The sequence below is a fragment of the Hydrogenivirga okinawensis genome, assembly GCF_055385515.1.
Genome location: NZ_AP042386.1, coordinates 1,343,057 through 1,364,654 on the forward strand (window position 1 = coordinate 1,343,057; position 21,598 = coordinate 1,364,654).

23 protein-coding genes and 1 tRNA gene are annotated in these 21,598 nt (G+C 49.8%); 6 read left to right on the forward strand and 18 right to left on the reverse strand.

The annotated features are described in order from the left end of the window. Positions 1-3: 3 nt before the first annotated feature. Positions 4-1,182, forward strand: coding sequence for a hypothetical protein (locus ACZ483_RS07720; RefSeq protein WP_464323598.1), 1,179 nt, complete (start codon positions 4-6; stop codon positions 1,180-1,182). Here the strand turns inward: ACZ483_RS07720 and purM are convergent. From purM to ACZ483_RS07785, 13 genes are all read right to left on the reverse strand, one after another. After that, complete coding sequence (gene purM, locus ACZ483_RS07725; protein ID WP_464323599.1) at positions 1,175-2,182, reverse strand: phosphoribosylformylglycinamidine cyclo-ligase; 1,008 nt, start codon at positions 2,180-2,182, stop codon at positions 1,175-1,177. The two genes, ACZ483_RS07720 and purM, sit on opposite strands and share 8 nt — an antisense overlap. Next, positions 2,179-2,742 (reverse strand): RNA 2',3'-cyclic phosphodiesterase, encoded by a 564-nt coding sequence (gene thpR, locus ACZ483_RS07730; RefSeq protein ID WP_464323600.1) that lies wholly within the window; start codon positions 2,740-2,742, stop codon positions 2,179-2,181. Before thpR ends, purM begins: the two co-directional genes overlap by 4 nt. Positions 2,743-2,753: 11 nt before the next feature. After that, positions 2,754-3,572, reverse strand: coding sequence for a hypothetical protein (locus ACZ483_RS07735; RefSeq protein ID WP_464323601.1), 819 nt, complete (start codon positions 3,570-3,572; stop codon positions 2,754-2,756). Positions 3,573-3,630: 58 nt separating this feature from the next. Continuing rightward, positions 3,631-5,088 carry an ArnT family glycosyltransferase gene (locus ACZ483_RS07740; protein WP_464323602.1) on the reverse strand — a complete coding sequence of 486 codons (1,458 nt, stop codon included), beginning with the start codon at positions 5,086-5,088 and terminating at the stop codon, positions 3,631-3,633. Further along, a complete protein-coding gene (gene plsY / locus ACZ483_RS07745) occupies positions 5,085-5,663 on the reverse strand; it encodes a glycerol-3-phosphate 1-O-acyltransferase PlsY (RefSeq protein WP_464323603.1) in 579 nt (192 codons plus the stop codon). Before plsY ends, ACZ483_RS07740 begins: the two co-directional genes overlap by 4 nt. A gap of 25 nt (positions 5,664-5,688) precedes the next feature. Next, positions 5,689-5,761, reverse strand: a tRNA-Val gene (locus ACZ483_RS07750). 3 nt (positions 5,762-5,764) lie between these two features. Beyond that, positions 5,765-6,556: a tryptophan synthase subunit alpha gene (trpA, locus tag ACZ483_RS07755; protein WP_464323604.1), complete on the reverse strand. Its 792-nt coding sequence runs from the start codon at positions 6,554-6,556 to the stop codon at positions 5,765-5,767. Continuing rightward, positions 6,544-6,939 (reverse strand): OsmC family protein, encoded by a 396-nt coding sequence (locus ACZ483_RS07760; protein WP_464323605.1) that lies wholly within the window; start codon positions 6,937-6,939, stop codon positions 6,544-6,546. The genes trpA and ACZ483_RS07760 overlap by 13 nt, the downstream gene beginning before the upstream one ends. A gap of 89 nt (positions 6,940-7,028) precedes the next feature. Further along, positions 7,029-8,561: a porin gene (locus ACZ483_RS07765; RefSeq protein WP_464323606.1), complete on the reverse strand. Its 1,533-nt coding sequence runs from the start codon at positions 8,559-8,561 to the stop codon at positions 7,029-7,031. 21 nt (positions 8,562-8,582) lie between these two features. Next, complete coding sequence (locus ACZ483_RS07770) at positions 8,583-9,086, reverse strand: DsrE family protein (protein WP_464323607.1); 504 nt, start codon at positions 9,084-9,086, stop codon at positions 8,583-8,585. A gap of 142 nt (positions 9,087-9,228) precedes the next feature. Further along, on the reverse strand, positions 9,229-10,554 hold the full coding sequence (locus ACZ483_RS07775) for a sigma-54-dependent transcriptional regulator (protein ID WP_464323608.1): 1,326 nt from the start codon (positions 10,552-10,554) through the stop codon (positions 9,229-9,231). After that, a complete protein-coding gene (locus ACZ483_RS07780; RefSeq protein ID WP_464323609.1) occupies positions 10,535-12,505 on the reverse strand; it encodes an ATP-binding protein in 1,971 nt (656 codons plus the stop codon). Before ACZ483_RS07780 ends, ACZ483_RS07775 begins: the two co-directional genes overlap by 20 nt. Then, on the reverse strand, positions 12,502-13,467 hold the full coding sequence (locus tag ACZ483_RS07785; RefSeq protein WP_464323610.1) for an ABC transporter substrate binding protein: 966 nt from the start codon (positions 13,465-13,467) through the stop codon (positions 12,502-12,504). The genes ACZ483_RS07780 and ACZ483_RS07785 overlap by 4 nt, the downstream gene beginning before the upstream one ends. Before the next feature lie 21 nt (positions 13,468-13,488). Here ACZ483_RS07785 and ACZ483_RS07790 point away from each other — a divergent pair, with 21 nt between their 5' ends. Next, entirely contained in the window at positions 13,489-13,902 is a 414-nt protein-coding gene (locus tag ACZ483_RS07790; protein ID WP_464323611.1) for a hypothetical protein, read from the forward strand. A 23-nt stretch (positions 13,903-13,925) separates the two neighbouring features. Here ACZ483_RS07790 and ACZ483_RS07795 read toward each other — a convergent pair whose 3' ends face one another. Genes ACZ483_RS07795 through flgG form a run of 5 tightly spaced genes read right to left on the reverse strand, consistent with a single transcriptional unit; the run spans position 13,926 to position 17,943 of the window. Continuing rightward, a complete protein-coding gene (locus ACZ483_RS07795; protein WP_464323612.1) occupies positions 13,926-14,627 on the reverse strand; it encodes a cytochrome c1 in 702 nt (233 codons plus the stop codon). Further along, positions 14,624-15,847, reverse strand: a complete 1,224-nt coding sequence (locus ACZ483_RS07800) for a cytochrome b (protein ID WP_464323613.1) — start codon at positions 15,845-15,847, stop codon at positions 14,624-14,626. Before ACZ483_RS07800 ends, ACZ483_RS07795 begins: the two co-directional genes overlap by 4 nt. A gap of 12 nt (positions 15,848-15,859) precedes the next feature. Further along, a complete protein-coding gene (gene petA, locus ACZ483_RS07805) occupies positions 15,860-16,456 on the reverse strand; it encodes a ubiquinol-cytochrome c reductase iron-sulfur subunit (protein ID WP_464323614.1) in 597 nt (198 codons plus the stop codon). 46 nt (positions 16,457-16,502) lie between these two features. Then, positions 16,503-17,192, reverse strand: a complete 690-nt coding sequence (gene flgA, locus ACZ483_RS07810) for a flagellar basal body P-ring formation chaperone FlgA (protein WP_464323615.1) — start codon at positions 17,190-17,192, stop codon at positions 16,503-16,505. Continuing rightward, on the reverse strand, positions 17,155-17,943 hold the full coding sequence (gene flgG, locus ACZ483_RS07815; protein WP_464323616.1) for a flagellar basal-body rod protein FlgG: 789 nt from the start codon (positions 17,941-17,943) through the stop codon (positions 17,155-17,157). Before flgG ends, flgA begins: the two co-directional genes overlap by 38 nt. A 60-nt stretch (positions 17,944-18,003) precedes the next feature. On the opposite strand from flgG, the gene ACZ483_RS07820 reads away from it, so the two are divergent. From ACZ483_RS07820 to rlmN, 4 genes are read left to right on the forward strand one after another with little or no spacing between them, the layout of a single operon-like run. After that, positions 18,004-19,695 carry an ABC transporter ATP-binding protein gene (locus ACZ483_RS07820; RefSeq protein WP_464323617.1) on the forward strand — a complete coding sequence of 564 codons (1,692 nt, stop codon included), beginning with the start codon at positions 18,004-18,006 and terminating at the stop codon, positions 19,693-19,695. Positions 19,696-19,708: 13 nt separating this feature from the next. Then, positions 19,709-20,356 (forward strand): guanylate kinase, encoded by a 648-nt coding sequence (gene gmk / locus ACZ483_RS07825; RefSeq protein ID WP_464323618.1) that lies wholly within the window; start codon positions 19,709-19,711, stop codon positions 20,354-20,356. After that, complete coding sequence (gene rpoZ / locus ACZ483_RS07830; protein WP_464323619.1) at positions 20,340-20,546, forward strand: DNA-directed RNA polymerase subunit omega; 207 nt, start codon at positions 20,340-20,342, stop codon at positions 20,544-20,546. The genes gmk and rpoZ overlap by 17 nt, the downstream gene beginning before the upstream one ends. A gap of 10 nt (positions 20,547-20,556) precedes the next feature. After that, positions 20,557-21,597, forward strand: coding sequence for a dual-specificity RNA methyltransferase RlmN (gene rlmN / locus ACZ483_RS07835; protein ID WP_464323620.1), 1,041 nt, complete (start codon positions 20,557-20,559; stop codon positions 21,595-21,597). The last annotated feature ends 1 nt before the right edge of the window (position 21,598 follow it).

A 21,598-nucleotide genomic window follows, 5' to 3' on the forward strand; every position in this document is an offset into this window, starting at 1 on the left:
TGAATGGAACTTTACTGCGATGGAGAGAGAGTATTCGTATCAAAGGATTACAGGGTAGAGGGGATCTCAAAGAAGGACCTTATAGAGAGGGCGGATATAAAGGTGGTGTGGCAGTCGGAAAAACTCTCGGAAACTCCGAAGAGGCTCACGAACACGAGGTATCACCTCGTAGGCGCGGGAGGGAGCAAGCTTATGAGGATGGATCGCAGGAGTGGAGAGACCGTTGAGATAGACGCGGGCAACGAGGTCAAGGATATAGCGAGCGACCTCAGAGACGTATTCTTCATCACCGCGGAGGGGGTTTACAGGGTTCCGGCGGAGAGGTTCGTCGAGTCGGAGATCGTGAGATTTCCCATATCCGATACGTTGGACAAACCTATAAGGTCGGTGGACGTCCTCGGAGATGTCCTCTTCGTGATAGCGGGAAACTTTATATACAAGCTCTCGACGGAGGGAGAGAAGCTGTCGGAGAAGGCTCTCGCCGACGGGCTTAAGGTTCTTTCCGACTACGAGGGTCCCGTTGCCATAACCGAGAGGGAGGTCGTCTACTTCACCGAGGACATGGAGGTCCTCTCTAACGGAAGCTACGATGGGATCTTTATAAAGGCGGAACACGGAGCCTACAACACCTTCCTTCTCTCGGATAAAACCTTCAGCGTCTTCGGAAAGACGGGTCAGAGGTACGCCCACGTTGAAGCAGCCCACTACTCTTCCTTCACGGAGGGTCTTAACCACATTTACTTCTATGACGAGAAGGAGAAGAGTTTATCTATTGCAGGGAAGAAAGACCTCTTAGGAGACAACTTCCAGGAGATAGACCTGACCACCCTCGTTGGTATAGTGATGGGATCTCTGATGCTCGCTGAGAGGGAAGGGGCGGAGGTTCTAATAAGGGAGGAGAAGGGCTTTATAGACGCTCATATAAACGGAGAACACGTCCCCATAGAGAGGATTATTCTAAAGATCTCCAAGTACTTCCCGGAGGTCTTCTACCTATATAAAAATCCCGGATACTACGACGAGATAGAGAGCTTCGCTGAGAGGTTCGACCTTTTCAAGATAGAAGGCAAGGACGTCAGGCTCAACGTGGATCTGCTCGAGAGGCTGCTCGACATGCACTCCTCCTTCAGAACCTTTGGGGAAGACATAGCGAAGGACGTTATAGGTCTCGCGATCAGATGATCTCCACCTCTCTCCTCCCTTTCTCTATGTAGCCGCACACGAATCCTTCCTCTCTGAGAATCTCCAAGGCTTTCTCCTTATCCTCCTCCGGAATAACCGCCATCATCCCCACACCCATGTTGAAGGTTCTGAACATCTCCCTCTCTGGGACCTCGCCAAGATCCTGTATCCACCTAAAGACCGGGTTCTCGGGGATCTTCTCCTTTTCAACCACAGCCCTGACACTCTCTGGGAGGACCCTTATCAGGTTCTCGGGTATTCCCCCGCCGGTTATGTGAGCGAAAGCCTTAACCTTAACCTCTTTCCTTAACCTTTTTACCTCCTTAGTGTATATCCTCGTGGGGGTAAGCAGAACTTCGCCTACACTTCTATTCAGCTCTTCGATTCGATCCGTCAGCTTGATTCCTCTGTCCCTTAAAACCTTCCTTATCAGGGAGTAGCCGTTGCTATGAAATCCGGAGGATCTTATGCCGATGATAACATCTCCCTCCTTAACATCTTTTCCCGTTACAACCTCCTTCCTCTCACATATTCCGACGCAGAAGCCCGCGAGATCGTAAACACCCTCCGGATAAAAGCCCGGCATCTCCGCAGTCTCCCCTCCAGCTAAGAAGACCTCACCGAGCCTGCACCCCTCAACTATTCCGTCCATCACCTCTTTAAGAACATGGAGCTCTATCTTCCCGGTCGCTATGTAGTCGAGGAAGAAGAGGGGATCCGCTCCCGTCGTTATAACGTCGTTCACGTTCATCGCCACGAGGTCTATACCCACCGTGTTGTGAACTCCCAGCTCTTGAGCTATCATCAGCTTTGTTCCCACCCCGTCGGTGCTTGAGAAGATCACCGGATCCCGGTAACCCTTTATCTCTATACCGCTCGCAAAACCACCGAACTCGGTTATTAGCCCCTGGGGGAAAACCCTTTTAACCTTCTCCCTTATGTAGGCTACGAACTCGTTTGCCTTGTCTATGTCTACACCGGCCTCTCTGTAAGTGGTCAATCCTTCTCCCTCCTGAAGTAGAACTCCTCTACCACAGAGTAGATCGGTCCTATACTTGTGAGAGAGCTCGATATCAGAGCTATCTTCTCTACCTTGTCCTCACCGAAGACAAAGTTCCTGTACCTGTTCATCAGCCCTCCCAGCTTTTTTCTGTCCGCCTCCTTTATCCTGCATACCGTGACGTGGGGATGGAAAGGTTTTGACTCGATCCTTATTCCTGATTTCTTGTTTAACTCCACCACCTCCCTCGCCAGCTTTTTGAGAGCACTCTCGCCTTTAGAAACCCCTATCCATAGTATCCTTGCCCTCTTCCTGTCTGGAAACACTCCAAGAGATCTGTACTGGATCTTAAAGGGTGTAAAGGATTCAGCTATCTTCTGAAGGTTCTTAAGAACGCTCACAGCCCTATCCTGCTCGATCTCTCCAAGAAATTGAAGAGTCATGTGGAGGTTTTGAGGCTCCACCCACTTCCCCCTTAAAAAACCTTTCGTCTCTTCTCGAAGTCTATCAACGTGTTCGTAAATTGTCCTTGTGGTGAAAAAGCCGACGAAAGCGCGCATTTCTTCATATTTTAAATCAGCTCTATAGGAGAGGAGAGAGCGGCGGTCCTCAAGCCAAAGTAAAACATGTCTATCCTGAACTTGTAGGTAAGTATCTTTACCGAGTATTTCCCTGGTGTGGAAACCTTCACGTTCACCCTGTCCCGATCGTAAACCGCTACGCTACTTCCGTCTCTGTAAAGTAGTATCAGGGGATTCTTAAGGTTGGCTTCCACCACGAGCTTAAATGGGTTTACGGTCTTTTCTCCTGGCAGATAGAAGCTCCTTTCGGAGTAGGCGAACACCCTTATGTCCTTATCGGTGAAGGAGATTATACTGCCCTTCAGAAACTCTTCCCTATAACTTTCTCTAAAGAGGACGTCCCTTGATAGAAAGAGGTTCTTCCCTGCTCCAAGGATCCTCCGGTAAGAGGGTATCTCTAAGCCCCAGAAGGTAGAGATCAGCACCCTCTCATCGTGGGCTAAGAGCCAGCATCCGGAGGATGCCCTGTAAGATCTCCTTGAGAGCAGCCTGTCCGGTTTCTTACCAACGATGGTCTTGGGAAGTCTTTCGAAGAGGGTATGAACCAACCGCTCTCCCCAACCTATTCGGGACACCCTTATAACCTCACACGTCGTACCCTTCCGGATAGAGAATAACTTGTCCTCGATCCTTTGAGGAACGTCCGCAAAGGCTATATCAAAACCCTCCTTCTCCATAGTGCTCAACAGGTTCTTAATACTGCCCGTGTGATTTGAAAAGGCTGTCTTTACATCGTAGGCGAAGATATACCTGTAAACCACGGGCTTGGGATATAGCTCCCTTGGGGCGTAATTTACGTAAGGTACCATTCTAACGGGGAAGACCTGGTAAAGGATAAAACCCCACAGGTACAGCGATAGGAGAATGCTAAAAACCCTTCGGTGTCTCATCGAAATCTCCCCCAAATCCCTTTAGCCTGTAAATATCGAACCTCCTCACTACCTCACCTCTCCATAGAACCTCCACCCTCTTGAGATATTCGAAAGAAGCGAAGCTCTTTTTAATCCCCTTAGGGAGACCTCCGTAGGAAACGAAGATGGCATCCCTTCCCTTGAAATCTGTTAGCCTACCTCTCCACAGGTAGTACTGGGTCATCCTGCCAGTATGATAGACAAAGGTTCTCGGATTTCCCTCAACGTAAAAGGCGAGCTCAGCAGATATCTGATAAGCGCTCGAGAAGATAAGCTCCTTTCCTGTGTAAAATCCGCTAACCTCCCTCCCGAGCTCCTCCCAACCGATCATAATCTTTACAGGATCTTTGTTCGGAGGGAGGAGATCTCTGAGACCGAGGCGATCTACAAGGGGCGTGAAGTGAAGTAGTATAAAGAGAAATAGTGAGAAGATCACCGAGAGAACCACCGGTAGCTTTCTCCTTTTCCAGACACGTGCCATCGAGTAAACGGCGAGGATCGAACCCGTAAAGTAGGCGAACCCCGACCAGTTGGCGTAAACCTCCTTCCTGAGGGAAAGGATCAAGAAGAAGAGAACGACGGGCAGGGAGTAGGTGGTGAGGAAGACGAGCCTTCTGTCTCTCTCTCTGAAACTCAGCCACCAGCCGTGGAGAAGAAATAGGAAGGGAAATAGGGAGAGAAGCACTACCTGCCCCCCGAGGAACTCCAAGAATGAGGGTATATCCGGAAAGTGGGCGCTCTTGTTGGCGAGGGAAGAGACGTGTTTGAAGGAGACAAAGTTATGCTCGAGGTTCCATATCAAGACCGGGAGGGATAAGAGGAAGGCGGGGATGAGGGAGAGGTAGGGTCTAACGGAAAAGAGAACCTCTCTACGCATGAGGAACATGTAGAGGAGCGTCAGAGGGAAGAGGAACACGGCGGGGTACTTGCTCAGGAAGGAAAGGCCTGCAAAGATGCCGACCGAAATCCAGAGTTTAAGGCTGTTTCTCTCCACCGCAAGGTAAATGAGCATGACGGATATAGACCAGAAGAATAGGAAGGGAGCGTCGGTGGTCATGAGCAGGGAGTTGATGGCACTTCCAATAAAGAAGTTCGGAAGAACCGAGGAGAGAAGGGCCAACCTGCTATCGAACAGCCTCCTTACGAAGAAATAGGTCAAAACGGAGAGTATAAAGGAGAGGACTATGGGGGTTATCCTGACGCCTATCTCCGTGTTTCCAAAGATGTGAGTTGATAAAAAGTTCAGGTAGGCAACCATCGGGGGTTTGGAGTAGTAGCTTAGATCGAGTTCCCTCGACCAGTCCCAGTACTGAGCCTCCTCCGGGGAGAGATCTATCGGATAGAGAATTACGTAGATTATCCTGAAGAGGGCGAGAGACAGGTTTACCAGCAGAACAATGAGGAAGGGGTTCATATCCGGGGCTCTTCACCTCTCATCAGTCTTTCGATGTTCGACCTGTGCTTGTATACGATGAGTATCGCTATCAGGATACCCATAAGGAAGATGTGGGACGGATAGCCGAGAATCAGGAAGAGCAGGGGAGCGAGAATGGCAACGGAGATGGAGGCTACCGAAACTATCCTCTTCCAGTAGAGAACGCCAGCCCAGAGGAGCAATAGAAAGAGGGCAAGCTTGTAAGATATGGCGAGAACTACCCCGAAGGCGGTAGCTACACCCTTCCCGCCTCTGAACCTGTCGAATATCGAGAACATGTGACCGAGGACGCTCGCAAGACCGACGAACATAACCGCTTTACTTCCTATCCCGTAGTAGGATACAGCCAGGTAGGTTGGGATGAAGCCTTTGAGCATATCGAGGAAAAACACAAGAGCTCCGTACTTCTTCCCCAAGGCGCGGCTTACGTTTGTAGCTCCGACGTTACCGCTCCCGACCTCTCTCAGGTTTACACCCTTCAGCTTCGCTATTAGCTCGCCGAAGAGGACGGAACCAAAAAGGTAGGCAAAGATAACGAGCAGGAGCTTCTCCATCAGATAGAAGATTATATAGAACTAATGGGCGGTGGCGGACTCGAACCGCCGACCTCCATCGTGTGAGGATGGCGCTCTCCCATCTGAGCTAACCGCCCTGTTTATTTAATTATAGTTCCTTCCTTCAGCTCCTTTACCTTCTCAGTAAGTTCGTCGAACCTCTTATCGGCGGTGAGCTTCACAAGTAAACTTCCTACCACAACGCCGTCGGCAAACTCGGATATGCTCCTCGCGTGCTCCCTTTTCGAGACCCCAAAGCCTACAACGACGGGTTTGTCGCAGATTCTTCTGTATGTGGCGATCTTTTCCCTCAATTGCTCTAAGGGCAACTCCGTTCTCGCTCCTGTTGTTCCCGTCACGGAAACGAAGTAAACCATCTCGTCCGTCCTCTCACAGATGAGTTTCAACCTTCTTTCTGTGCTTGTCGGGGAAGCTAAGAGAACAAGGGAGAGACCGTGATCTCTCATAGCTTCCTTCAAGGGATCGCACTCTTCCGGGGGGAGGTCGGGGACTATGAAGCCGTCTATTCCGCTATCCTTGGCAAGAGCGCAGAACTTATCGTGACCTATCCTGAATATGGGATTGTAGTAAGTCATAAGCAGGAAGGGTACGGAAGGGAACTCCTCTCTGAGGGTCTTAGATAGTTCAAAGACTTCCTTCGACCTTACGCCTTTCTCTAAGGCTACCTCATGGGCAAGCTGTATGGTTGGTCCGTCTGCTACCGGATCGGAGAAGGGAAAACCTATCTCGAGTATGTCGGTTCCATTTTGGAGGACGATTTCGAAGGCTTTCAGGGAGGTTTCGAGGTCTGGATAACCGACCATTAGATAAGAGACGAGGGCTTTCTCTCCTTTCTGCTTCAGCTCTTCAAACTTTTCCTTCAATCTTCCCATATCTCGTGCTCTACCTCTATCTTAGCGGTTTCCTTTAACATAGCGTAGACGCTACAGTACTTATCGACCGAAAGTTTTATAGCCTGTTTGAGAGCCTCTTCTTTAACGTTCCCTTTAACTATGTACTTTATCCTTATCTTCCCGTATATCTTCGGATGTTTATCCCTGCGAACTCCCTCCACTTTTATCTCCTTATCTCTAATCTCCTGCCTCTTCTTCTTAAGTATCTCGTAAACGTCCACACCAGAACACCCAGCCAAAGAAACCAACAGGAGTTCCATGGGTTTGAAGCCGTTTTTTCCAACCGGCAGGTCGCCGAAGGATGTTTTGGCTATGTAGGTTCCTTCTTCCGAGAGTTTAAGGGAAATCTTTTTGATTTCCATAGGAGAAAAATTATAAAAAGAAAAAGGAGAAAGGGGGCGGTCCAGAGGGGCTGGACTCAGAGCCTACGAAGTAACGGCAGCCATACCGCTCAGAATACGAATCTGAACTGAACCGTTATGGCGTCGTTGTCTATCTCGTTCCTCTCCTCGTCGTACTTCTGGTATTCGATAGTCCACCCGAGGAGCTTAGCCCTGCTGTACCAGTAATTGATACCTATGGAGGTAACACCTATTCTTCCGAGAGTTGCCCCATCTTTACCCGCAGCGTTACCTCTCAGAAAGTTCGCCGCGTCTCCATAAGCTCTACCGGAAGAGTCTTCCTTTATGTCAGGATCCCAGATGTAGTAGCTAACGTAAGGCTCCCAGAGGTGAACGCTTCCGGGATTTAAAACCCATGCAGCTTTGGCTATGAACCACCTGTTCTTGAAATCCACATCAGTATTGTTGCTGTCGAGCCATACTCCCTTGAACTGGTGCTGACCGATCTCACCTATGAGCGTCAATGGACCGTAGTGAATGGCGATGTCAGCTCCGTACATCTGCATGTCAACAGGGTTGTTCCTTACTTCCGGTGTAGTTACGGGGTTTGGAAGGATCATATACGGCACCCTGACCTGAACGGAACCGGCACCAGGTGTAGCATTACCGTTACCGGCAACCCCCGGAGCGGGTCCCTGAGTATCAGATATAAGCTCCTGGTCTATGTCGTTCTGCATAGCGAAGGAGAAACCGATCGTTATTCCCTTCCTCTTGCCAAGGTAGGTATCCCTGTAGAGCCAGTTATATCCTTTAGGCTTACCTTCTGGTTTCCCGAACATTAAAGTCGTTCTGAATGTATAAAGGAAGGAATCTTTCGAATTACTCCTAAGCTGTGATAGGCAGGGTGCGTTACAGCCGCCACCGGTAGTCCCTCTCACCGTCTCATCCCATGGCTGTTCTACACCTTTAAAGCCGTCAAAAATACCTACGAATCCGTCCCAGGTTATCCTTCTGAAGCCCTTGGCTTTGTTACCCTTCCTGAGATGAATATAACCACCGTAAGCTCTTCCTGTCACGTTCGCCACCGTGAGGTGGGTCCACCTGAGCGTAGCGAAGGTTCTGTCGGACTCTAAGTTGTCGAATCCAGTTCTTCCGTACTGCTCCCTTCCGAGAGGAATCCTGGGAAACCCAAGGTGTGCGTCTATGATCCAGCCCTTTGCATCGAACATCTCGCTGAGAACGAACTTAAGGTCGAGTTCGTGGAGGGCGAAGTTTCTACCTCCGAGGAGTCCTCCCTGTCTGAGGTAGCCGGGAGGTTGTCCCCCGAAGGGGGCTATGTAGGCATCCCTTCCTGTGTTGTTCAGCCTGATGACGAAGTTGAACTTGAACCACTTGTTGTAGCTTCCTCCCATCCTCAACCTTATCCTTCTGAAGGATACATCGAAGTTGTCTTTTGGAGCCTCTACGAAGTTGGGTCTGTTCTCATCGCTGATCTTCTGGTACCTGAACCACGTTTGGATCAGGAAGTTGATGTCAAGGAACTGCTGGGTCGAGGCACTCCAGATCCTTATCGCGTGCGAGGTCTCAGGTGTAAAGAGAGCTACCGCTCCAAGCGCTGCCCCTGCAAGAGCAAGCTTCCTCATCTTCTCCCCTCCTTTAATGAATTACTGAACCTTTATGTAAGCGTAGCCGAGCGTCTGAAGGTGGGCTACGGTCCCGACACCGGAAGGAACTATCTTGACAAAGTCGTAGAGCTTTCCGACGAGCTTGGCCCTTTTCACCGTTATACCGCAGAGGTAGAACTCAACACCGTACTGGAGGAGTTCATCCATCTTCGTTTTAAGAGCCTTCTGATCTATAGGCTCCTTAGCCCACTTCGTTCCCCTGAGATCCTTGAGAAGGAACTTGGCTCCCGCTCCGTGGGAGACGACCACTATCTTTATCTTGAAGGGATCGAAGTCGTAAACCGAGAGGTGGTTGGTTATGTTTCTTAGCATCGTTTTGAACCTCTTCTCCTGAGGGAAGTCCGCATGGTATATGACGTTGACCTTAGCCTCCTTCTTCATATCCTCGAACTTGAGCCTAACGTTAGCCGCCGAGGCGACGGTGTTTACGAGTGGAACCGCAGCTGCTGCCGCACCTATTTTGAAAAAGCACCTCCTATCCATGACTCACACCTCCTTACGTTCTTCCTCATTTTCTGAAGCAAGTATCGTGCCAGAACGGGAAGTTCTTTATTTATCGGGCTTTTGAGGTGAGGGAGAATTTATACCTTTTGTCAGTCTGACAAGGGCTTTGCCAAAATGGCAGTCAACCTATGCCGTAAGTTTCAAGTTTCCTGTAAAAGGTTCTAAGGGGTATCCCGAGTATCTCAGAAGCTTTCTTCTTGTTGTAGTTCACGCTCTTCAGTATCTCGAGGATATATTCCCTCTCGAGCTCCTTGATGGTTTTAAAACCTTTGCCCTCCTTTTTCTCTGTAAACAGGCAGGAGAGATCCTCCTCACCTATCCTGTCTCCTTCCGAGAAGAGTATAGCTCTTTCCACCGCGTTCTTCAGTTCCCTGACGTTCCCGTACCACGGATATTCGAGGAGCGCTCTTTCTGCTCCGCTGGTGAAGCCCTTTATATTCTTTGAGTATTTCCTTTTGAAATGCTCCAGAAAATGGTAAGCGAGGGGAAGTATATCCTCCCTTCTCTCCCTAAGGGGAGGTACGTTTATCTCCACCACATTCAGGCGGTAGTAGAGATCCTCCCTGAACTTTCCCTCCTCCACCATAGATCTCAGATCCCTGTTGGTCGCGGCTATTATCCTCACGTCGCTCCTTATCTCCCTCCTTCCTCCGAGCCTGTAAAAGCTCTTGGTCTCTATCGCCCTCAGGAGTTTCGCCTGAAGGGAAGGCTCGAGCTCTCCTATCTCGTCCAGAAACAGGGTGCTCCCGTCGGCGAGTTCGAAGAAGCCTTCCTTAGCCCTCTCTGCCCCCGTAAAGGCTCCCTTTTCGTATCCGAAGAGCTCCGCCTCCACGAGCTCCCTCGGTATGGAAGCTATGTTTATGGTGACCATGGGCTTATCCATCCTGTCGCTGTTTTTGTGGATAAGGTTCGCTATCACCTCTTTCCCGACACCAGACTCCCCCGTAATTAGAACCGGACAGTCAGAACAGGCAATCTTCTCTATTTTGCTCAGTATCTCCTTCATAGCAGGGCTTGTGAATACGTAGTTCTCATAATCTAAGGAGACCTTCCTCTCCCTCCTCATCAGAAGGTTCTCCCTCCTCAGTCCCCTCGACTCGAGGGCTTTCCTGACCACTATCTCCACTTCCCTCAGAGAACAGGGTTTTGTAAGAAAGTCGTAGGCTCCCAACTTCATGGCTTCCACAGCGGTCTTTATGGTTCCGTGTCCGGTTATGACGATAACTTCCGTTAGGTAGGAGTTCTCTCTGACCCACTCTAAAATGTCCATTCCGTTGCCGTCGGGAAGGAGTAGATCGAGCAGGATCACGGAGAAGTCCCTCTCCTCAAGGAGTTCAAGGGCACCTTCTCTATTTACCGCCTCTTCAACCTCGTAACCACACCCCCTTAGATGGTCGGCAAGCAGTTCTCGGAAGTCCCTTTCATCTTCAACTATCAGAACCCTCATGTTCCCTCCTATTGAAGATTATCTGAACCTCCGTTCCCTTCCCTTTCTCGCTCAATACCTTGAGATCTCCTCCGATGTTCCTCATGAGCCTCCTTGCAAGAGGCAGACCGAGCCCGGTTCCGTACTCCTTGGTAGTGTAAAAGGGCTTGAATATGTTTTCCAGTTCCTCCCTCGGAATCCCCTCTCCCGTATCCTTTATCTTCCACAGGACACTACCGCTCTTTTCCTCCAATCTTATTCTGACAGAACTGTTTGGAGGTGAGGCGTCTATCGCGTTGTCCAGAACGTTTATAAGAACCTGCTCCACCTGCCACGGAAAGGTAAAAATCCTCCTTCCATTTAAGGTGGATTCGAACTCTATCCGAACACTCTTCCTCTTAGCTTTTGGGGAAAGTATGTTTATAGCGTCTATTGTTAGCTCTTCAGGTTTCACGTAATCGGGCTTGCCCTCGAAGGGCTTGCCGACGTTGAGAAGCTTGCTGACAGTCTCAGCGCACTTCCGGGCGTTCCTCATTATTATCTCAGCCCTCCTACGAACCTCCTCATCCTGAGAGCTCAGGATTATACTCTCCGCGTAACCCATTATGGAAGCAAGGGGATTGTTTATTTGATGGGCCACACAACAGGCTATCTCTCCTGCAAGGGACAGCTTTGCGGTCTGCTGAAGAAGAAACCTCAGCTCCTTTTCCTGAGATACGTCTCTGAGCCTCCAAAGTATGTAGAGATTCCCCTCTATCCTCATGATATCTTGTCTGAGCTGACAGAATACCTCTCCTTTCAGTCTAACCCTCTTTTCCGAGAAGAATAAACTCGTCATGGGGAGTTCTTCACCTATCAGCTCCTCCATCCTCTTACCTATCAGCTCCTCCCTACTCAGTTTAAACTGTTGTAGCACTATCCTGTTAACGTCGATAATTCTTCGTTCTGAGTTGAAAACTATTATCCCGTCGAGGGTGTTCTCGAAAAGTGTTAGATAAAGCCTCTTCTCCTCCTCCAGTTTCTTTATGAGGTTCTGGAAAGCCTGGGACAGCTCGCTGACCTCGTCTCCCCCCTCTATTGTTTTCTTCAGGTTTTCCTTCTCCCAAGATACAACGTAGCTCCTCAGGTACTCCAGAGGGCGGAATATCCTTAGGAGTATAAGTATTGCGAAGAGTCCGCTACTCAACGTTAGGATAGATCCGGTTAGTAGAGCCTTCCTCTGGAAGCTGTAGAGGGGTTCAAGCACCACCTTTAAAGGTTCCTCAACGACCACACCCCAGTCTTCCCCTCTCACACCAACACCTAACACCTCCACTCCTGTTATCTGGGATCTGTAGGTTCCTTGCCTGAGGTCTACCCTACTCCTTTCGGAAAATCTCATGTCGCTGTAGGCAAGTATGTTCCCCCGTCCGTCGGTTAGGAAAACCTCTACATGAGGACCTGGTCTTGTAGAGACTATCGACTGCCAGAATAGGGAAAGATCCAAAGAAAAGAGAAAGACACCCTTTAGCAGACCCCCTTCCACCTCCCTAACGGCGAAGCGCAGGAAGGGCTCCTTGTACTGGGTGTAGTTTATCCCCGTAAATTCACTGACCTTCTTCACATTTACAAACTTATCGAACTTCGGCTCCGAGCTCTCCCTGCTCGCGAAGTATAAAAGCATCCCGTCAGGCGAGTAGAAGGCACCCTCAAAAACACCCCTTACCTGACCGGTTATTCTCCATATTATCTCTTCCTCAGAAAAACCCAGATTTCTGTAAAGGTAGACGAGAGATTCTGTATCGGACATCACCCTCTCTAAAAAGAGTTCTACCTTATTAACTACAGAGGAGGCGTAGAGCCTGTGAAACCTCAATCTGTCCTCCAAGACCTTCTCCTTCATCGCCAGGCTATGGTAAACGAAGAAGGCTATCGGCAGAAGCGTAAGAACTGCAAGGAGAAGAATTACCCTCGCTTTGAGGGAGAGTTTCATCTCACTACCTCATCGACCAGCGAGAAGAACTCCCTGTTGTAGTCCACACCGAGCTCCGCGAGGGCCGTCTCGTTCACCGCAAGCCTCGGGTAGTAAGCCCTCTCGAAGGGAACGTACTCTACGGGTGTCCCGTTCAGCACCTTGAAGGCTATGTGAGCAGCCTGATACCCCTGTTCATAACCGGATGTTCCGTAGGCTACGTGACATCCCTTCTTTACGAGACCGGGAGAGTGACAGAATACGGGGACCTGGTAAAAGTTAGCGTAGTGGAGGATATAACTCGTAAGGAAGTTTTCCGTGTAAAAGCAAGGAGTTATTATTATGGCATCGAAGCCGTCTCCCTTCATGTGGCTTATTATGTACTCGAGTTCCTTCACGTCCTTTACAGTGAGAGCCACCACCTTTATCCCGAATTTCCTTCCGGCTCTTATCGTTATCCTCGTTGCGTTCTTGGAAGCTTCGAACTGGGGATTACAGAAAACAACGACCTTTCTTATCTGAGGGAACATTTTGGAAAACAGCTCTATCCTCTTCTCCATGAGCTCTGCGTTAAGGTTGTCCACGCCCGTTATCTTCTCCGAAGGTTTTGAAAGGTCCTTTGTGAGCCCCCATTGCCTTATGCTCGTTCCTCCGAGGAGAACCACAGGAGTCTTTAGCCTTCCGCTTGCGCTCTTTATCATGTAAGCTTCGAGGCTGCCCCCCACAGCTATTAGGTCATAATCCTCCTGTTTCAGTGCAAGTTCGTTGGCGAGTTCCCTCATCTTTGAGAGCGTGTTGTTGCCCTCGTAAAGTTCCACTTTTATCTCTTTAAGTCCGAGGTTTCTTAAGCCGTCGAGGAAACCCTTTACCTTTCCCATCCTCCCTTCCCCAGAAATAAAGACCGCTATCTTAGGTTCTTTAACCCTCTGTCCTTCACAGGATAAGACCAATGTAAGCCCAATAAACAGGAGCAAGATCCTCATCCAATTCATTAATATAGACTGATGATGGTGAAGTTAATACTTCTGATCATAGGACTCCTCATCCTCTCCTGCTCCAACCGGCCTTCCCCGAGGGATATTGAGAAGGCTTTGGAGGCAAGATACAGATTTTTCGGGGATGTGGAGGACGTAAGAATACTGAACATGATAAAGCTTAGTGAGGACACCTACTTCGCGCAGGTAAAGTACGGCATTAAGTTTAAGAAGGATCTCTGGGAACTGGAAAAGGAGGTAAAGGAGAAGTTAAAGGGAGCGGACATATACAGGAGCCTTGCCCTCTTTGTGAACATAGTGGTCCTAAACGAACTTGTCAGCAGGTGTGGAGGTGTCAGGATAGAGAAGGGAGCCACCTGCTACATCACCGAGTCGGTGAAGCTCGTAAAGATAAAGGGGAGCTGGGTTATAAAGTCCAGATGAACCGCCCAAGGGCGGTCCATCGATCAGTAGCCCATCTTTGCAAGGAGCCTCTTCCTGTATATCCAGAGAAGTGTCCCCATCGCTATGAAGTAACCTATCGTCACAACGCCCATCAGGGCTCTCTTAGCCTTTTCGCCAGGAGGTGGTTCGTTCACGGAGCGCATGTAGGCTACGATCTTGGCAACCTTTTCGGGAGCCTCTTTGTCGGCTTCCGGGAAGAAGAGCTTGGGCATGGAGGTTCCAGGAAGTATCTTCTGAGGATCCATTATGAAGTTGTACAGATACCCTGCGCCTCTGGCGAGATACATAGTGGAAAGGTCTGGTGGCACCTTTCCAAAGGAAGCCTTAAGTCCCTGGAGATCCTGTATGGCAACAGCCTCGTAAACGTCCCTCGGGACAAAGTATCCCTTTATCTCAAGCTTTCCGTCCCTCTCAACCAAGATGGGTTTTCCTTGTGTCTTCTCTATCTCCTTCCACTCGGGCCTTGCCTCGACGGACATCAGGTATATCCCGTCGTACCTGAGGGAGTGACAGCTCGCACAGCTCTGCTTGAAGAGCTCTCTTCCTTCGATCGCCGCCTTAGGGTCTCCTATTATCTTTTCCACCTCTTCGGGAACTTCGTACTCCTCGTGGGGGGCGAAGGGATTGTGTATCCAGATCACGAAGAAGAATATGAGCGTTACCGCCGTAAAGAAGACCGTCTTTATCATTCCCCATGCGCTCATGACTGACCTCCTCTTGCTTTATACCATCCCCATTCTAAGAAGGAGATTACCGGTAGGGACAGGAAGAACAGGAACACGAGGGCTGTGAAGAACATACCGAGCTTAGCGTTCGCTGGTGTGGGAGCCATAGTTCCGAGAACAGTGAGGACCATAGAGGATACCAGGAATACGAGGAAAGCTACGAAGAACAGAGGCCTCCTCCTGGCGCTTTTTATAGGAGAGAAGTCGAGGAATGGTAAGAGCAGTAGTAGGAGCAGTATCAGATTAAAGGCTACGAAGCCCCAGAACTTGCTCGGTATGGATCTGAAAACCTCGTAGAATCCGAGAAGATACCACTCGGGAGCTATGTGGGGAGGTGTCTTGAGGGGATCGGCGGGTTCAAAGTTGTCCGCAGGGAGGAAGTGGCTCATGTAGAAGAACACAAAGAAGAAGAAGATAGCGAGATACCACATAGCGTAAGCCCCTTCCTTGAGGGTCATGTAGGGGTGGAAGGGAACCACCTTCTCGGGCTCGTTCTTCTTGTCTATCTCGTATCCTTCGGGGTTGGATATGCCCGCCGCTCTCACAAGGAAGAGGTGGATACCCACGAGAGCTAAGAGCACGAGAGGAAGAAAGAGAACATGGAGACCGAAGAATCTTCCCAGTGCAAGGTCCTCAAGCTTGTACCCCCCCTTCATCCATATGGATATTGTCTCTCCTATGGCGGAGAATATCCCCTTCAGAATGGGCGCGTCGGCAAGGGACGCGGGAATCTCGGTCGTAACCACCGTTCCCCAGTAGGAGAGTTGCCCCCAGGGGAGGAGATATCCCGTCAGGGCGGTAACGAGAAGGACGAAGTATATCACCCATCCAACTATCCAGACGAGCTCTCTCGGCTTCTTGTAGGCGTTGTAGTAAATTCCTGTGAACATGTGAAGGTAAACGATGGCGAGGAAGAAGTTAGCTCCCGCCGCGTGGATATGTCTGAAGAGCCATCCGAAGGAAACCTCCTTCATTATCGTGTAGTTGGCACTGTCGAAGGCATGGGCTATTATGGGCTTGTAGTACATTATTAGGATTATTCCCGAGATTATCTGAAGGGCGAAGGTTATCAAAGCCAAAACACCGAAGACGTAAGGGAAGGTGAGGTTCTTGGGAACCTTGTACTCGACCATCTGCTCCCTGTAAAGATCCCTCACGTGAGCTCTCTCGTCTATCCAGTCAACTATCCTCCTTAACATCTTCCTACCTCCTCAGACGAGCTCCTTAACAAAGCCGGGCTCTCCAACTATCAGCTTGTTCCCTTCTCTCTTCTGGGGCGGGACGAACAGAGGTCTCGGGGGAGGACCTCCTATGTTGTCTCCCCAGGGAGTGTAGAGGCCTCCGTGGCAGGGGCAGTGGAGATAGGGAGCTTTAACAGCTTCGCTACCTTCGGGCTTCCAGAGAGGTATGCATCCGAGGTGGGTGCAAACTCCTACGAGGGCAAAAGCTTCCTGTCCTTTAAGAAGTTCGTAGTTAAGCTTTCCAGCCTTGTTTACCGCGTCCTTCTTTACGTTATACTGATCTTCCGATAGGTTCTGTGGGAGTCTTAGCACGAAGAGGGGCTTACCCTTCCAGGAGGTAACCCTCACACCGAGTTCAGGTATCTGAGTTATGTCGACTTCTACCTTTGCTTCCGTGGTGGAGGCAGCACTCGGAGCCAACGTTTTAACAATGGGATAGAGGACACCTATTGCACCCACGACGCCCATTCCTCCAAGGGCAACGTTGATGAAGTCTCTCCTTGAAGCTTCCATCCTCACACCTCCTGATCTTCCATATTTTATCACCACCCATCTGTCATTTATCATATAAAAAAATTCTAATATCTTTATGAAGGAGACTTATAGCGGCGTTCTATTCCACGACAACGCTTCCCTCACCAACCACCCTCCCCCTAAGGATCTTCCCGGTGTTTGCCGATCTTACCCTAATCCTCTCACCGTAAAAGCCGTTTTCCAAAGCCTCTCCGGTAAATGAGATCTCCAGGTTGCCGCTTCTGTAGATTACGTTTACATCCTCCCCCCTCCTGACCAGAGGTTCTGGCTTTAGCGTGCTCTTCTTAAGTGCCTCCCCTCTACTAAGAGGCTTTAAGGCAACGTAGTTTATGAGTTGGCGGGTATCTTCTATGTACTGACGTGGGCACCTGTCTCTGTAAGTTTCCTCTAAAACCACCATCCACGGATATATTCTCTCCCCTCTCCCAACGTCCTCGTTCAGAACATACAGTTCACAGCGCCATTTTACTCTCAGGATAACGGTTACTATCTTTTCACTCCTACCGGTCCTTAGGTATATGTAGGCATACCCCCTGGGCTCACCCCTTCTCAGCTTGATCCTGACTTTCCTTATCCGTTGGTAACTTATAGGTTCTCTCAGGTGAGGATCGAGTTCGACAATACGAATCTCCTTACCGTAAAGCTCTCCTATCTTTTCCTTTACTATCTCCTCAACTCTCTTCTCGTTAAGAACCCCTCCCCAGACCGATATAGAGAGCAGGATTATCAGACTAACGACGCAGATTGGCAGCCTGGGAAAGCATCTCATCCGCAGCGGTTATACCTTTCGTATTAAATTCGTACGCCCTCTGAGCAATTATCAAGTTTACCATCTCCTCAACTATGTTCACGTTGGAAGACTCTAAGTAGCCCTGAAGCAGGGTTCCTATTCCCTGATTTCCAGGATTGTCTATAAGGGGATCTCCCGAAGCGTCCGTCTGAAGGTAGAGGTTGTTTCCTATCCTCCTGAGCCCTGCGGGGTTCACGAACTTGGCGAGTTCTATCCTGCCCACCTCCTCGACCGTAGTGGCACCCTGCCTTAACACTGTCACGGTACCGTCTGCCGCTATGCCTATGCTTATGGCATCGGGAGGCACGCTTATCTCTGGATCGAGTGGATATCCGTCGCTATTTACAATCCTGCCGTCTCTGTCAAGTCTGAACTGGCCGCTCCTCGTGTAGGCTATGGTCCCGTCAGGCATAACCACCTTGAAAAAGCCATCCCCCTGAATAGCTAAGTCGAGAGTGTTCCCTGTCTGAACTATATTCCCCTGAGTGAAGATTCCGTAAGTATCCGATATATAAGTTCCGAGACCTATCTGAAACCCTGAAGGGGATCTCGTTATAGGTGAGGTCGGTGCACCGGGATCCCTAACAGTCTGGTAAATGAGATCCTGAAAGGTAGCTCTCATCTTTTTAAAACCGGTCGTGTTCACGTTAGCCATGTTGTGGGATATTATGTCTAAGTTAGTCTGCTGAGCTGTCATGCCCGACGCTGAAGTCCACAGAGCTCTGAACATAAGCCCACCTCCTGAGAAGGGTTTATCGGCTCCTTCTTTCGAAAGTTTATAATTTGAGGGATGGAAAACCTCAGATGGCTCTTAGGCAAGATAAAGCCTTACTTTCCCCTTTTGATCCTATCCCTCGTCGGCTCCCTCCTTCAATCGGGTGGCGCAACCGGAATAACACTTCTCGTTAAGAGTGTTATAGACGACGTCTTCATACTCAAAAACGAGGAGAGCCTTTTCAAGCTCGTTTCCCTTCTTCTGCTCCTTGCCCTGGGAATGCAGTTGGGTTTCTTTATCTCCAAATATCTGGTGAGCCTCGCCTCCGAGAGGGTTCTCAGGGATATAAGACTCGAACTCTTCAGTAAGCTTCTCTACGTTCCTTACAGTTTCTTTATAAAACATCCGACGGGAGATCTCATAAGCAGAATAGTGAGCGATGTGGAGAAGATAAGACAGATCCTCGTGGATCACGTGCCAACTTTATTAAGAGAACCGATCGTTGGAGTAGCTCTCATAGGGGTACTACTTTACAGGGATCCTTTCCTGACTTTAGCTCTGGTAGTTGTCCTTCCTCTGATGGCTTTTACCGTAAGGTACTTCGGAGGTAAGAAGGGAAAGCATTTGAGGAGAACTCAGGAAGGGACGGGGGAGATAAGCCAGACGATGTCCCAGACTCTTCAGGGAATAGAGAACGTTAAGGTCTTCTCGGCGGAGGAAAAGCTCCTTAAAGCTTTTAAAGCATTCAACGAGAAGGTTTACCGCTCATCGGTGAAGTCCGAACTTTACATAACCGGGAACACGGCTCTCAACTATATCCTCGGCTACCTCGTGGTAGCGGCGGTGATCTCCTACGGGGGGTACAGGATAGTTCAGGGAAGCATGACCCCTGGAGACTTTGTATCTTACCTGACCGCCCTCTTCATGGTTCAACCTCCCATACTGAATACCCAGAAGGCTCTTATGAATCTGAGAGGAACTCTCCCCGTGGTAGGTAGAATAAGGGAAATCCTCTCCTTGGAGGAGGAGAGGGGAGGAAGTCTTGAGTTTAGAGGTTTAAAGGAGGAGATAATATTCAAAGACACGAGCGTTTCCGTTAACGGAAAGGAGATACTCAGGGGTGTAAGCCTCAGAGTTATAAAGGGGGAGAGGCTCGGTATAGTGGGGCATACGGGTTCGGGGAAGAGCACTCTCGTGAAGATAATCCCGAGGCTCGTGGACTACGGAGGATCGGTGAAGATTGACGGAGGGGAGTTGAGGGAGTTCGACCTGTACAGCTTGAGAAAGAGGATAGGTATGGCTACACAGGAAACCTTCCTTCTCAACGCTTCCGTAAGGGAAAACCTTCTGATAGCTAAGCCGGACGCCTCGGAGAGGGAGATGTGGGAGGCTCTCAAGCTCGCCCTCTGCGACTTCGTGGAGGATTTAGACATGGTGGTCGGTGAGAGGGGATACTCCCTCTCAGGAGGGGAGAGGCAGAGGCTTTCCCTCGCAAGACTCTTTTTGAAAAACCCTGAGATAGTTATTCTCGACGAGGCAACCTCCGCTCTCGATATGCAGACCGAGAAGAAGGTCCTCAAGAACCTCTTCGAGTTCTTCGAAGGGAGGACGATGTTCATAGTTGCTCACAGGCTCTCGAACGTTATGGAGTGTGAGAGGATAATCGTTATGAGGGAGGGAACGATAGTTGAGGAGGGGAGCTTCTATACACTCGTGGAGAGGAAGGGAGAGTTCTACAGGATATTCAGAGAGGGCAAGGTAGTATAATTGTGATCTGAATATGGCTAAGCTCTTCATACTCTCCGCACCCTCGGGCACAGGAAAGAGCACGGTAGCCTCCCGACTTCTCAAGGAGCTCGACGGAATAAGAAAGGTGGTAACTGCGACCACGAGGGAACCGAGACCGGGAGAGAAGCACGGAGTCGATTACATATTCATGAGCAGAGAGGAGTTCGAGGAAGGGATAGAGAAGGGGATGTTCTTAGAGTACGCCAACGTTTATGGGAACTACTACGGAACTCCTAAGGATCAGGTGGAGCGGAATTTAAGAGAAGGTTACGATTCACTGCTCGTCATAGACGTTCAGGGAGCCTTCAAGGTGAAGAAGATCTATCCTGAGGCGGTAAGCATATTTCTACTGCCACCCTCCTTAGAGGAGCTCAAGAGGAGGATGATAGGTAGGGGATACAGGGACAGGAACATGAGGGAGAGGCTCGAGACGGCGAAGGGGGAGATACCCTGCGTCAAGAGGTTCGATTATGTTATAATTAACGACTTCATCGATAAGGCGGTAATGCAGTTGAGGAGTGTAATCGTTGCTTCGAGATGTGAAAGGGAAAGCACCCTCAGGAACATAAGGAAGCTTCTCTCCGGTGAAGATATAGTCTCCCTTTTAGAAGGAGGTGAGTGTTATGTCGAGGAGACCTGATATAGAGAACGCCCTTAAGCAGGTGAGCTCGAGATACGAGCTCGTCCACGCGGCGGTGAGGAGGACCCTTCAACTCCTCGGGGAAGGAGAGGACTTCTTCATAAGAGGCGAGAGAGAGTTGATAAAGAAGACCTTCCAGTCTATAGAGGATATAGCGAACGGAAAGGTAAAGGTGGTAAGAAAGGAATAAATTTTCTTCTATGAAGTTCATCACCGGATACACCCTCGAGGAACTCACCGAGGAACTGAAAGCCCTTGGTCTCGAGCCGTACAGAGCTAAGCAGATCCTCAGGTGGATATACAAGAAGTTCGTCACGGACTTCGAGAGAATGACAGATCTCTCCAAAGAGCACAGGAAGCTCCTCTCCGAAGTGTACTCCTTCCATCCTTTGGAGAAGTTGGAGAGGGTCGAGGCTCCCGATGCGGTGAAGTATCTGTTCAGAACACAGGATGAGCATATAATAGAGACCGTTCTTATAAGGGAGAGGGATCACCTGACCCTCTGCGTCTCCTCCCAGATAGGTTGTGCGGTGGGATGCAAGTTCTGTGCAACGGCGCTGGACGGTCTTATAAGAAACCTCAGGACGGAGGAGATAATAGATCAGTTCCTTCAGGTTCAGCAGGAGGTTCCCGAAAGAATAAGGAACGTAGTCTTCATGGGTATGGGAGAACCCTTGGCCAATTATGAGAACGTGAGGAAGGCGGTTCGCGTAATGGTCTCTCCTTGGGGCTTAGATCTCTCCAAGAGGAGAGTCACGATCTCCACGAGCGGTCTGGTCGCCCAGATAGAGAGGATGTCCAAGGATCCCCTCATGAGAGAGTTGAACCTTGCCGTTTCTTTAAACGCCCCTTCCCAGAAATTGAGGGAGGACCTCATGCCTCTCTCCAAAACCAACAGCCTTGAGGAGCTTCTTCAGGTTCTCAAAAGGTTCCCCCTTCCCAAGTACAGGAGGATCACCTTAGAGTACGTCCTTATAAAGGATGTGAACGATTCCACCGAAGACGCCCTTAACCTTGCACGCCTGATAGGCAGGTACAGGGGGAGGTTCAAGGTAAACCTAATCCCCTACAACCCGGATCCGAACCTTCCCTACGAGAGACCCTCCCTCGATAGGGTTCTGGCATTCCAGAGGTCCCTCTGGGAGAGGGGGATTTCCACCTTCGTGAGGTTTAGCAAGGGAGGAGACGTATTCGGAGCCTGCGGACAGCTCAGGGCTAAGAGGCTTGTGTTAAAATCTTAGC